11 protein-coding genes are annotated in these 12517 nt (G+C 70.1%); 6 read left to right on the forward strand and 5 right to left on the reverse strand.

Annotated elements, in window-relative coordinates:
• Positions 1-57: 57 nt before the first annotated feature.
• Positions 58-1869, forward strand: a complete 1812-nt coding sequence (locus tag AC1D15_RS06915) for a sensor histidine kinase (RefSeq protein WP_477825417.1) — start codon at positions 58-60, stop codon at positions 1867-1869.
• Positions 1866-3251, forward strand: coding sequence for a sigma-54-dependent transcriptional regulator (locus AC1D15_RS06920; protein WP_477825418.1), 1386 nt, complete (start codon positions 1866-1868; stop codon positions 3249-3251). The genes AC1D15_RS06915 and AC1D15_RS06920 overlap by 4 nt, the downstream gene beginning before the upstream one ends.
• Here the strand turns inward: AC1D15_RS06920 and AC1D15_RS06925 are convergent.
• The gene (locus AC1D15_RS06925; protein ID WP_477825419.1) at positions 3220-3630 is read right to left on the reverse strand and encodes a hypothetical protein; all 411 of its coding nucleotides are present in this window, start codon (positions 3628-3630) and stop codon (positions 3220-3222) included. The genes AC1D15_RS06920 and AC1D15_RS06925 overlap by 32 nt on opposite strands.
• An 8-nt stretch (positions 3631-3638) precedes the next feature.
• On the reverse strand, positions 3639-4154 hold the full coding sequence (locus tag AC1D15_RS06930) for a T6SS effector amidase Tae4 family protein (RefSeq protein WP_477825420.1): 516 nt from the start codon (positions 4152-4154) through the stop codon (positions 3639-3641).
• 229 nt (positions 4155-4383) lie between these two features.
• Here AC1D15_RS06930 and AC1D15_RS06935 point away from each other — a divergent pair, with 229 nt between their 5' ends.
• Both AC1D15_RS06935 and AC1D15_RS06940 read left to right on the forward strand, forming a co-directional pair.
• A complete protein-coding gene (locus tag AC1D15_RS06935) occupies positions 4384-5226 on the forward strand; it encodes an alpha/beta fold hydrolase (RefSeq protein ID WP_477825421.1) in 843 nt (280 codons plus the stop codon).
• A 53-nt stretch (positions 5227-5279) separates the two neighbouring features.
• Positions 5280-5774, forward strand: a complete 495-nt coding sequence (locus AC1D15_RS06940) for a GNAT family N-acetyltransferase (protein WP_047502149.1) — start codon at positions 5280-5282, stop codon at positions 5772-5774.
• Between the two features lie 15 nt (positions 5775-5789).
• Here AC1D15_RS06940 and AC1D15_RS06945 read toward each other — a convergent pair whose 3' ends face one another.
• Positions 5790-5948 (reverse strand): hypothetical protein, encoded by a 159-nt coding sequence (locus tag AC1D15_RS06945; RefSeq protein ID WP_477825422.1) that lies wholly within the window; start codon positions 5946-5948, stop codon positions 5790-5792.
• Between the two features lie 551 nt (positions 5949-6499).
• Here AC1D15_RS06945 and AC1D15_RS06950 point away from each other — a divergent pair.
• Positions 6500-8080, forward strand: a complete 1581-nt coding sequence (locus AC1D15_RS06950) for a DUF1800 domain-containing protein (RefSeq protein ID WP_477825423.1) — start codon at positions 6500-6502, stop codon at positions 8078-8080.
• A gap of 10 nt (positions 8081-8090) precedes the next feature.
• Positions 8091-9533: a DUF1501 domain-containing protein gene (locus tag AC1D15_RS06955; protein ID WP_477825424.1), complete on the forward strand. Its 1443-nt coding sequence runs from the start codon at positions 8091-8093 to the stop codon at positions 9531-9533.
• A gap of 9 nt (positions 9534-9542) precedes the next feature.
• On the opposite strand, the gene malQ is transcribed toward AC1D15_RS06955, so the two are convergent.
• On the reverse strand, positions 9543-11048 hold the full coding sequence (malQ, locus tag AC1D15_RS06960) for a 4-alpha-glucanotransferase (RefSeq protein ID WP_477825425.1): 1506 nt from the start codon (positions 11046-11048) through the stop codon (positions 9543-9545).
• The coding region (glgX, locus tag AC1D15_RS06965; protein WP_477825426.1) for a glycogen debranching protein GlgX at positions 11045-12517 on the reverse strand (1473 nt) is incomplete at its 5' end. The genes malQ and glgX, both read right to left, overlap by 4 nt.

The following is a 12517-nucleotide window of genomic DNA, read 5'->3' on the forward strand; positions in this document are numbered from 1 at the left end:
CTTCGTATACAGTGCGCGAACCCCTCGTCGTCAACCTGGTTGACAGGTCACCACTGCATGCTGATCCACGCCACCCTGGCCTTTGCGCTGTTCGAGACCMTGACCCTGGCCGGCGTGCTGCTGTGGTGGGCCGACCGGGTGGCGGGGGCGCGCTTGCTGGCCGCCTTCCTGACCGGCATCGCGATCTGGATCACCGGCAACGAGCTGCCGAACTGGTTCGGCCCCGGCGTCGAGCGCCTCGCGATGGCCTTGCTCGCGACCGCGCCGCTCACCTCGTCGTTCTTCTTCCACTTCTGCGTGGTGTTCTGTCGCGTCGAGATCGGCCGTGCCGGCGTCGCGGCCGCGTATGCGCTGGGGGCGGTGTCGACGATCGCGGCCGAGATCCTGGTGCCCGGGCACCTGGTCGCGCACCGCGACATCGGCTGGATAGCCATCGCCAACCTCAGCGGCTGGATCGCCAGCATGGCGTGGGTGATCCTCGGCATCGGCGGCGTCTCGGTGCTGCTGCACACGCTGATGCGCGCGCGCCGGCCCGGTTTCAACCAGTATTTCAACCAGATCGCCGCCGTCACCGCATCGTGCCTGTGGGGCATGCTGTGCCTCACCGGCTACGGCATCGCGGTGCTCGACTGGCCGGTGTACCCGTTCCCGCTGCTCGGGCTGCCGTTCTATCCGCTGATCCTCGTCTACGGCATCCTGCGCTACGGCGTGTTCGTCGCCAATGCCTGGGCGCGCCGCGCGCTGGTGTGGGCGCTGCTGCTGGCGCTGGGCGCGGCGATCGTCGCGGTGACGCCGCTGCTGCCGATCGAGTCGCGCTGGATCGGTGGCCTCGCGGTGGCGGCCAGCTGCCTCGCGCTGAACGGGCCGGTGCGGCGTTTCGCCGAGCGGCTGGTGTACCCGGGCGGCGAGGTGTCGGCGGCCGACCTGGGCGCGTGGCGGCTCGCGCTGCAATCGCCCGAGACGCCGCAGGCGCTGGCCGAGCGCGCCGCGGCGTTGCTGAGCCAGCGCATCGGCACGCGCGTGGAGGTGCATGTGGGCGAGCTGCCGGAGGCTCCTGCATCCGCGCCTTCGCTGGTGTGCCTGGCGGGCCCTGAAGGCTGGACCACCGCGCTGCACGGCTGGGAGGCCGCGCCGCCCGGCCCGCGCCAGGTGGCCGAGCTGTTCGGCAGCGTCGTCGCCGAAGCGGCGGCCCGCGTCGAGCAGGCGCGCCAGATCGCCGAGCGCGAGCGCGAGCGGCAGCTGCAGGCGCGCCTCGCCGAGCTGGGCTCGCTGGCGGCCACCGTCGCGCACGACATCCGCAACCCGTTGAACATCATCTCGATGGCGGTGGCCCTGGCACCCGCCGAGACGCGGCGCGAGGTGGCTGACCAGGTCGCGCGCATCTCGCACCTGACGCGCGACCTGCTCGACTACGCGAAGCCCTGGAAGCTCGTGACCGCGCCGATCGACCTGGCCGCGCACGTGCGCACCGCGGCGCGCCGCCTGCCGGCGCTGAGCCTCGGCCCGGGGCTGGACCGCGAGCTGATCGTCGAGGCCGATGCGCGGCGCATCGACCAGGCACTGACCAACCTGGTCGAGAACGCGCGCACCGCGGCCGCGGATGCGCAGCACGACGGCGCCGGCGTGCACATCGATGCTGAGACCACGGCCGATGCGCTGCTGCTGCACGTCTGCGACAACGGGCCGGGCGTGCCGGCCGAGGTGCGCGAGCGGCTGTTCGAGCCGTTCGCGTCGCGCAGCCCGGGCGGCACCGGGCTCGGCCTCGCGATCGTCGCGCGCGTGATGAACGCGCACGGCGGCAGCGTCGCGCTGACCGAGCGGGCGCCGTGGCGGACCTGTTTCACACTGAGATTTCCGAGGGCGACATGAGCGATACCGATGACACCGCGCCCGAGGCGGGGCGCGTGCTGCTGGTTGACGACGAGGCCGCGTTCCAGCGTCTCGGCGGCACCTTCCTGCGCGGGCTGGGCCACGAGGTCACGCTCGCAGGCGACGGCGAGCAGGCGCTCGAGGCCTTCGCGCGGCAGCGGCCCGAGCTGGTGCTGCTGGATCTCGCGATGCCGCCGCACATGGACCCCGAGATCGGCCTGGAGCTGATCCCGCGCTTCGCCGGCGTGCCGGTCATCGTGCTGACGGGCCACGGCGAGCACGAGCTCGCGCTGCGCGCCACCGAGCTGGGGGCGTGGGACTTCCTCACCAAGCCGATCGATCCCGACATGCTGCGCTTCGTCGTTGCGCGGGCGCTGCGCAAGGCACGGCTCGATGCCGAGATCGCCACGCTGCGCAGCACGCAGGCGACCGACGACCTCGGCATGGTGGGCCAGGCGCCGGCCACCGCGCAATTGCGGGCGATGGTGCGGCGCGTCGCGCAGACCGGCGTCAGCGTGCTGGTGCTGGGGCCCACCGGCACCGGCAAGGAGCTGGTGGCGCGGGCGCTGCATGCCTGCAGTGCGCGGGCGAGCGGGCCGTTCGTCGCGATCCATTGCGGTGCCTTGTCGGCCGAGCTGCTGGAGAGCGAGCTGTTCGGCCACATGAAGGGCAGCTTCACCGGCGCGTACCGCGACCAGCCGGGGCTGGTGGAGGCGGCGCACGGCGGCACGCTGTTCCTCGACGAGGTTGGCGAGATGCCGCCGCCGATGCAGGTGAAGCTGCTGCGCTTCCTGCAGGAGGGCAGCTTCGTGCCGGTGGGCGGGCGGGTGCAGAAGAAGGCCGAGGCGCGCGTCGTGGCGGCCACGCACCGCGAGCTGGAGGCGATGGTGCGCGACGGCGCGTTCCGCGAGGACCTGTTCTACCGGTTGAAGGGCGTGGTGCTGCGCACGCCGTCGCTGGCCGAACKGCCGGCCGACGTGCCGGTGCTTGCGACGCGCTTCCTGCACCGCGTGGCGCCGCGCGCCGGGCTGTCGGCCGGGGCGCTGGCCTGGCTCACCGCGCGCGAGTGGCCGGGCAACGTGCGCGAGCTGAAGGCGGTGGTCGAATCGGCCGGCGCCTTGCTGCTGCCGGACCAGCGCGAGGTCGATGCCGACCTGCTGCGGCTGGCCAGTGGCGACCCGGCCGAGGTGGCGAGCGCCTCGCACATTCCGCCGGGTGGCGATGCGGCCGGCCCGCTGGACGCCGCGCTGACGGAGCTGGAACTGCGCCTGGTGCGCGACGCGATGACGGCGGTGGGCGGCAACCAGTCGGAGGCGGCGCGGCGGCTCGGGATCTCGCGCGTGGGGTTGATCAAGAAGCTGACGCGGCTCGGCTTGCGCTGAGCCACGCGCCGAGGGCGGTGGCGACGGCCCATGCCACGAAGAAGCCTAGCGTGGCATGCGTGGCAGTGCCGCTCTCGGTCAAGGTGTCGAGCACGGGCTGTAGCAGCCGGACGCATGCGAAGACGAGCAGCGTGCCGATGACGGCGCCTGCCCACRCTGCGAGCCAGCGCCGCGGACTGCCGTGCGATCGGTTGCCGATCCACGCGCCGATCAGGAAGAAGACCGGGCAGACCGCGAAGAAGAACCAGCCGGCGCGAACGGCGAAGTCCTCCTCGCCGGCTGGGGCGGGGAATTGCGGAGCGAGCTGCGTGGCGTCGGACAGCCTGACGGCCAGCAGACAGAGTGCGAGGCCTGCCAGTCCGGAGGCGAAGGAGACCAACATTCTCTTCATGCGATCGCCCAGAACAAGGTTCTCGATGCCAGTCGGTAGTCTGACCAGTAGCCATCCCACGACACCCCGAAGTGAACGCGCAGCCAGCTGGAATATTCGGTCATGCGGGAGCCGTTCCAAAGATCGATGTGGTCGCCGGTCCGGGTCGTACCGGATTCTCCGGGGCGCCGCCAGTAGTTGGCCAGGAAGATGATGCCGCTGCGACCGGAGATCTTCTCGAACACCTCGCCCCCGGTGGAGGATTCGTAGACGGGGCAACCGGCGAAGCATGAAGGACCGAGCCAGTTTGCCAGTTCCTGGGCCCCTGCAATCAACCCGCCCTGCGGCGACCCGAACGGGCAGCGCTTGCCGCGAAACGATGCGAACGACACGCCCGACAGTTCAAGCGCTCGGCCGACCCGCATCGCGCACTGGTTGTCGAAGCCCGGAGGTGGGCTGCCCGTGCTCGGATCCACGCAGGGATTGAATCGAGGGTAGTTCTGCCATAGCGTCTCGAATTTCAGCTGAGTCATTCGCGTTTCCCTGTGATGAGGCCGGCGACTCTAGAACCTGAAATCGTTCGCGCGCCGTTTCTCGCGCATGAGAACGACACCACCCTGTGTGCACTGCGACGGTGCATCTCTCTCTTGTGGGAAATCGTTGCCACTGTCATCTGCCGGTGTTGCAATCGATCGCCGACGCCGAGCATCACGATGCCGTGACCCGGGCCGCCGGCACTCCACTCACAGGAAGGACAACACGATGACTTCGCACACCAAAGGCAACAGCACCATCACCACCAAGGACGGCGTCCAGATCTTCTACAAGGACTGGGGCACGGGCCAGCCGATCGTCTTCTCGCACGGCTGGCCGTTGAGTTCCGACGACTGGGACACGCAGATGCTGTACTTCCTCTCGAAGGGCTACCGCGTGATCGCCCACGACCGCCGGGGCCACGGCCGCTCGACCCAGACCTGGGACGGCAACGACATGGACCACTATGCCGACGACCTGGCCGCGCTGACCGAGGCGCTGGACCTGCGCCATGCCATCCACGTCGGCCATTCCACCGGCGGTGGCGAGGTGGCGCGCTACCTGGGCCGCCACGGCAGCAAGCGCGTGGCCAAGGCCGTGCTGATCGGCGCGGTGCCGCCGGTGATGCTGAAGAGCGAGAGCAACCCGCAAGGCCTGCCGATCGAGGTGTTCGACGGCATCCGCGCCGGCGTGGCCGGCAACCGCGCCGAGTTCTACCGCGACATCACGCTGCCGTTCTACGGCTACAACCGCCCGGATGCGAAGGTCTCCGAAGGCATCCGCCAGCACTGGTGGCTGCAGGGCATGGCCGGCGGCATCAAGGCCCACCACGACTGCGTGAAGGCCTTCTCCGAGACCGATTTCACCGAAGACCTGAAGAAGATCGACGTGCCGACGCTCGTGATGCACGGTGACGACGACCAGATCGTGCCGATCGCCGATTCGGCGCTGCTCGCGATCAAGCTGCTGAAGAAGGGCACGCTGAAGGTCTACCCGGGCCTGCCGCACGGCATGTGCACGACGCACCCGGACGTGATCAATCCGGACCTGCTGTCGTTCTTCAAGGACTGATCTCCTCGGCCCGGCTACGATGCCCTCTGCACAGCCGTTGCAGGGGGCCTGTCTTGCCGAGTGTCGACATTGTTCCCATCACGGAATCCCACGCCAGCGGATTCCACGCCTGCCTCGATGCCGTGGCGCGCGAGAAGAAGTACCTTGCCCAGATCGAGGCGCTTCCGCTCGCACGGGTCGAGGCCTTCGTCCGTGAGAACGTTGCCGCGGACGCAGCGCAGTTCGTGGCGGTTGATGGGTCGGTCGTCGTCGGTTGGTGCGACATCTTCCCCGCCTGGGCCGCGGCCGTCAGCCATCGAGGGACGGTCGGCATGGGCGTGCTGCCTGCCTATCGAGGCAAGGGACTCGGGCGGCGGCTTCTTTCGGCCTGCCTGGCCAAGGCGACTGCCCAGGGCATGACCCGCATCGAACTGGAAGTGCGGGCCGACAACGAGCGCGCGATCCGGTTGTATGAAGGGCTGGGCTTTGCGCGCGAGAGCGTCAAGCGCCACGGGATGCGGTTCGACGGCGTGTACTACGACTCGGTCGACATGGGGCTCGTCCTCTAGAGCGAAGACCCAGACTTAGCGACCGAACCCGAAGATCCAAGCCAGCTTCTGCAGCGGGCTGCGCCCCAGGCGCACCAGCGACAGCGTCGGGTACGAGCTGCGTGCCTTCGGCATGCGGTGCGGCCGGGCGAGGGGCATCCGGGTCGTCACCGGAGAACGGGGGGCGAACTGCATGGCGGGCTCCGTGGAGGGCAGGGTGTGCACAGCATCGCGCGGATCGGCGTGCGCCGCCATCCTCCGTTCGCGCGGTTGCCGGTCGCTCTTTTGGGGGGGTGACGGCGCGCAGCGGGCACCCTTCCTGCAATGTCCGGGTGAGCGTTCGTCGATGCGGGATTGCGATCCCGCAGCTTGACGAACAGGTCGCGAACTCRCGCGAATTGCCACTCTTGCCACAGGACGTTTCCATGTCCAGCGACACTTCCGATACCAACTCCCTCCTGCTGCCGATAGCTCGGCGCCGCGGCTCACTGGCGGTTGCAATTCTGTTCACCGCCGTCGTCGCCGCTTGCGGCGGCAACGAAAGTGGAAACGGTTCCTCTTCTGGCGATCCGGTGGGCGGAACGCCGCCGGCTCCGGCACCGAGCCCCGCACCGGCTCCTGCCCCGTCTCCTGCCCCATCCCCGAGCCCGGCACCCGCTCCGGCCCCTTCGCCGAGCCCGTCCCCGGCACCCGCTCCCGCCCCCAGCCCGTCGCCGGCTCCGGCCCCAGCACCAGCCCCCGGCCCGATGTCCGCCCGCGATGCCGTGCGCCTGGCCGACCAGGCCACCTTCGGCCCGACCGAAGCGCTGGTCGCGACGATCAAGGCGAAGGGCGCCAGCGCCTGGATCGCCGAGCAGCTCGCGCTGAAGACCTCGCGCTACACCAGCGGCAAGGGCAGTGGCGAGTACCACCAGTACGTCGACCGGCCGGACTTCTRCACGCCGGCGATGGAGCCGAACTGCTTCCGCGACTACATCTCGACCGATCCGCTGATGTGGGATTTCTACCGCAACGCCGTCGGCCAGCCCGACCAGCTGCGCCAGCGTGTCACCTTCGCGTTCCAGCAGCTCTTTCCGCTGAATAACGCCGAGGTGCTGGGCACCTACGGCTTTCGCAACTACTACAACGCGATGCTCGACAGCGCCTTCGGCAACTACCGCGACCTGCTGAAGAAGATCACGCTGTCGCCGCTGATGGGCGACTTCCTGAACAACGCCAACAACGACAAGGGCGCGCCGAACGAGAACTTCGCGCGCGAGCTGCTACAGCTGTTCAGCATCGGCACCTGCGAGCTGAACCTCGACGGCAGCCTGAAGGGCGGCAAGTGCCAGCCGACCTACAACAACGAGACGGTGCGCGCCTATGCCTATGCGCTGACCGGCTGGACCTATCCGCCGGGCGGCAAGCACCCGAACGGCTGCTGGCCGACGGGTGCCAATTGCCGCTACTACAACGGCGACATGGTGCCGATCGACAAGTACCACGACACGCAGGCGCGCACGCTGCTCTCGGGCGTGGGCCTGGCCGCCGGCCACAAGGCACCGGCCGCGCTGGAGTCGGTGCTCGACAGCGTGATGGCGCACCCGAACATCGGCCCGTTCATCGGCCGCCAGCTGATCCAGCACCTGGTCAGCAGCAACCCGTCGCCGGCCTATGTCGCGCGCGTGGCGACCGCCTTCAACAACGGCAGGTTCGCGAGCTTCGGCAGCGGCGCGCGCGGCGACCTGGCGGCCACGGTGGCGGCCGTGCTGCTGGATGCCGAGGCGCGCGGCGACAGCGTCCCCGCGCAGGGCGGCAAGCTGCGCGAGCCGGTGCTGATGTTCACCGGCGTGCTGCGCGGGCTGAACGGCACCACCGACGGCGAACCCTTCAACTGGTACTGGGGCGGCAACCTGCAGCAGCGGGTCTTCAACCCGCCGTCGATCTTCAGCGACTACCCGCCCGACTACCCGGTGGCCGGCACCGGCGGCCTGGTCGGCTCGGCCTTCGGCATCCACAACGCCAACACCGCGCTCGCGCGCATGAACTACCTGCTGTACCTGATCGACTGGGGCGGCAGCGGCGTCGATGCATCGATCCCCGGCGCCACCGGCACCAAGGTGAACCTCGCGTCGTTCACCGATTCGGCCGACGATGCCGGCGTGCTGGTCGACCGCATCTCGATGGTGGCGCTCGGCCGGTTGCTGCCGGCCACGCCGCGCGCCTCGGTGGTGAAGGCCGTCGAGCGCTGGACGCAGGCCACCGACGGCAACAACTGGAAGACCAGCCGCGTCAAGCGCGCGGCCTACCTGGTCTACGCCTCTCCCGACTACCAGATCCAACGCTAGGACGCCCGCCATGAACGACCCGAAGATCCTCATGAACCGACGGCGCTGGCTGGCGCGCTCGGGCCTGGGCCTGGCCGGTGCACTCGGCGCCGGCACGCTGGGCAACCTGCTGGGCGCGCGCCCCGCGTATGCCGCCGACTACAAGGCGCTGCTGTGCATCTTCCTGTACGGCGGCAACGACGGCCTGAACACCGTCGTGCCGACCGATGCGGCGCGCTACAACCAGTACGCCGCCGTGCGCGGCAAGCTGGCGATCCCCAGCAGCCGCCTGGTGCCGCTGGCCGGCATGACCTACGGGCTGCACCCGGCGCTGGCCGGCCTGCAGGCCGCGGCCGACGACGGCCACATCGCGCCGGTGTTCAACGTCGGCCCGCTGATCAAGCCGCTGACCAAGGCCGAGTTCCGCGCCGCGTCGTCCAGCGTCGGCGTGCTGCCCGATTCGCTGTACTCGCACTCCGACCAGCAGTACCTGTGGGAGAACGGCACCGGCGATTCGCTCGAGCCCACCGGCTGGGGCGGCCGCGCCTCGGACGCGCTGGCCACCGTGAATCCGGTGATCTCGCTGAGCGGCACGCCGCGCTTCGGCATCTCGCGCACGCACACGCCGCTGGTGCTGCCGAACACGCCGGGCGACACCTTCGGCGCCTACGAGATGCAGCCCGAAGACCTGAAGGTCGCGTGGAAGGCCGAGCGCAAGGCGGCCATCGATGCGATGTACCAGCAGCAGCAAGAGCTCGCGCTGGCCAATGCCTACACGGCGATCCAACGCGACGCCTTCAGCGTGTCGGACCGGCTCTCGGGCCTGGTGAAGATCGTGCCGGGCGGCGCCGGGGCCACCGCCGCGATCGACACCGCCTTCGCACCGCTGATCTCGGGCGGCAAGATCGGCACCGGCCTCGGCCGCCAGCTGTACCAGATCGCGAAGCTGGTGTCGGGCAACGCGACGGTGCAGGGCAACCGGCAGATCTTCTTCGCGCAGATGAGCGCGTTCGACACGCACGGCAACCAGGCCGTCGACGGCAGCCCGGCCGACGGCCAGCATGCGCAATTGCTGAAGGAGCTGGGCGATGCGCTGGGCGCGTTCTACCGCGCGATGAAGGCGCTGGGCCTGGGCGAATCGGTGACGGCCTTCACGCAGAGCGATTTCGGCCGCACCTTCGTGCCGAACAACAGCATGGGCACCGATCACGCCTGGGGCAATCACCACCTCGTGGTGGGCGGCGCGGTGAAGGGCGGGCGCGGCTACGGCAGCTACCCCGACCTCACGCTCGGCGGGCCGAACGATGTCGGCGTCGACACCTGGGAGCAGCAGGGCCGCTGGATCCCGACCTCGTCGGTGGACCAGTACGCGGCCACGATGCTCGGCTGGTTCGGCGCGAGCGATGCGCAGCTGCGCACGGTGCTGCCGAACCTGGCGAACTTCGGGAGCGCGACGAAGCTGGGGTTTCTCTGAACCGCCGGCTCAGGCGGGCACGACCCCGTCGCGCCCATACAGCCGCGTCAGCAGCGCCAGCTCGTGCGCATGGACCGGCTTCACCTGGTCCCAGCTGAAGCGCCATTCCCAGTAGCCCGAGGGCTTGCCGGGGAAGTTCATGCGGTCGGTGCCCGGCAGCCGCAGCACGTCCTGCATCGGGTGCACGGCGGTATCGGCCACCGACGCGCAGGCGGTGCGGATCAGGTCCCAGGCGATGTCGGCGCCGTCGGTCGGCAGGTAGGCCGACGCATGGCGCCGCTGTGCCTCGGTGGCGGTGGCCCACCAGCCGAGGCTGGTGTCGTTGTCGTGCGTGCCGCTGTAGACGACGGTGTCGGCCTCGTGGTTGTGCGGCAGGAACGGGTTGGCGCTGTCGCCGCCGAACGCGAAGTGCAGGATGCGCATGCCGGGCAGCGAGAACTTGCGGCGCAGCGCCTCGACGTCCGGCGTCACGACGCCCAGGTCCTCCGCGATGATCGGCAGCGTGCCCAGTGCCTCGGCGATGGCATCGAACAAGGCCTCGCCCGGCCCCGGCCGCCAGTGGCCGCGGATCGCGGTCTCTTCGCTGGCCGGGATCTCCCAGTAGCTCGCGAAGCCGCGGAAGTGGTCGATGCGCACGATGTCGACCAGCTCGAAGGTGCGGCGGATGCGCTCCACCCACCACGCATAGCCCTCGGCCGCATGCGCGCTCCAGCGGTACAGCGGGTTGCCCCAGCGCTGGCCGGTCTCGCTGAAGAAGTCCGGCGGCACGCCGGCCACCACCGTCGGCTGCCCCGTCGCATCGAGTTCGAACAGGTCCTGCCGCGCCCACACCTCGGCGCTCTGGTAGGCGATGAAGATCGGCGCATCGCCGATCACCTGCACGCCGCGGCTGGTCGCGTGGTCTTTCAGGCGCTCCCATTGCACGAAGAACTGCCACTGGCAGAACTTCCAGAACGCGATGCGTTCGGCATGCTGCAGGCGCGCCGCCGCGAGCGCGGCCGGCTCGCGCTGCGCGAGGCCGGCACCCCAGTCGCACCACGGCGCCCAGTCGTGGTGGTCGGCCAGCGCCATGAAGAGCGCGTAGTCGTCGATCCAGCTCGCGTGTTCGGTGCAGAAGGCCTGCAGCTCGTGCGCCTGCTGCGGCGTGACGGTGGCCGCGAAGCGCCGTGCGGCGCGCGCCAGCCGGTCCATGCGGTAGGGCCAGACGGCCGCGAAGTTCAGCCGGTGCGCCTCGATGCCGTCGGGCGGCAGCAGCTCGTCGGCGGTCAGCCAGCCGTGCCGGCCGAGCTCGGCCAGGTCGATCAGCAGCACGTTGCCGGCAAAGGCCGAGCTGCTCATGTAGGGCGAGTTGCCCGGGCCGATGCCGCCCAGCGGCAGCATCTGCCACAGCCGCTGCCGCGCCGTCGCGAGCCAGTCGACGAAGTGGTACGCGGCCGGCCCGAAATCGCCGCTGCCGTGCGGGCCTGGCAGCGAGGTGGGGTGCAGCAGCACGCCGCTGGCGCGGGGGAATCTCATGGTGGCTGTCCCTGGGTCACGGTGGCAAAGACCAGCAGCACGAGGCTGTGTGCCGCCAGCGCCAGCGGAGTGTGCACCATCGGCTGCTGCGGCGACACGGCCGCCGTGTCGAGCAGCACCCGCCAGCGGCCGGGTGGCAGCGCGAACGGCAGGTCGGTGTCGCCGGCGTTCATCATCAGCAGCAGGGCCTCGCCGGGCTGCCCCGGTGCGCCGATGCGGGCACCGAGCACCCGCTGCGCCGGATCGCCCCAGTCCTCGCCCGCGAGCGGCGTGCCATCGGCCTGCAGCCAGCCGAGGTCGACGCGGCCCTGCGCATCGGCGACGCCGCTGTACCAGCGGTCGGCCAGCGGCCGGTGCGCGCGGCGCAGTGCCAGCACCTGCGCGGTGAACGCGATCAGCGCTTCATCGGCACGCGACCAGTCGATCCAGCTGGTCGCGTTGTCCTGGCAGTAGGCGTTGTTGTTGCCGCCCTGCGAATGCCCGAGTTCGTCGCCGGCGCACAGCATCGGCGTGCCCTGCGACAGCAGCAGCGTGGCCAGCAGCGCGCGCTGCAGCCGGCCGCGCAAGGCCCGCACCACCGGGTCGTCGCTCGGGCCCTCGACGCCGGCGTTCCAGCTGTGGTTGTGGTCGTGCCCGTCGCGGTTGCCTTCACCGTTCGCCTCGTTGTGCTTGCGCTCGTGACTGACCAGGTCGGCCAGCGTGAAGCCGTCGTGCGCGACGATGAAGTTGACCGAGTCGGCCGGCGCCCGACCATGCACCTGGAACAGGTCCGACGAGGCGCACAGCCGCTGCGCCAGGTCACCGCGCGTGGTCTCGCCGCGCAGCCAGAAGCTGCGCACCGTGTCGCGGAAGCGGTCGTTCCATTCGGCCCAGCCGGTTGGGAACTGGCCGAGCTGGTAGCCGCCGAAGCCGATGTCCCACGGTTCGGCGATCAGCTTCACGGTGGACAGCAGCGGATCCTGCGCGATCGCGTGGAAGAACGCGGCGTCGGCGTCGAAGCCGCCGCCGGTGATCCGGCTGCGGCCGAGCACCGGCGCGAGGTCGAAGCGGAAGCCGTCGACGTGCATCTCGCCGACCCAGAAGCGCAGCGAATCCATCACCAGCTGCAGCACGCGCGGATGGCCCAGGTTCAGCGTGTTGCCGGTGCCGGTGTCATTGACGTACAGCGCGGGGTTGTCGGGCCGCAGCCGGTAGTACGCGGCGTTGTCGAGGCCGCGGAAGTGGATCGTGGGCCCGAGCTCGTCGGTCTCGGCGCTGTGGTTGTAGACCACGTCGAGGATCACCTCGATGCCGGCCGCATGCAGCCGCCTGACCATCGCGCGGAACTCGTCGCGCGCCGAGGCGCCCGGCGATGCGAGCGCAGGGCTCGGGCAGAAGAAGCCGATGGTGTTGTAGCCCCAGTAGTTGCGCAGCCCCATGCGCACCAGGCGTTCCTCGTCGATCGCCTGGTGCACCGGCAGCAGGCTGAC

The organism is Rhizobacter sp. P2_H2 (genome assembly GCF_056403375.1).

Bases quoted from the DNA above. Each gene is read 5' to 3' on its own strand.
- AC1D15_RS06935 (WP_477825421.1), top strand. From the start codon at position 4,384: ATGACTTCGCACACCAAAGGCAACAGCACCATCACCACCAAGGACGGC.
- malQ (WP_477825425.1), bottom strand. From the start codon at position 11,048: ATGAGATTCCCCCGCGCCAGCGGCGTGCTGCTGCACCCCACCTCGCTG.
- AC1D15_RS06930 (WP_477825420.1), bottom strand. From the start codon at position 4,154: ATGACTCAGCTGAAATTCGAGACGCTATGGCAGAACTACCCTCGATTC.
- AC1D15_RS06945 (WP_477825422.1), bottom strand. From the start codon at position 5,948: ATGCAGTTCGCCCCCCGTTCTCCGGTGACGACCCGGATGCCCCTCGCC.
- AC1D15_RS06955 (WP_477825424.1), top strand. From the start codon at position 8,091: ATGAACGACCCGAAGATCCTCATGAACCGACGGCGCTGGCTGGCGCGC.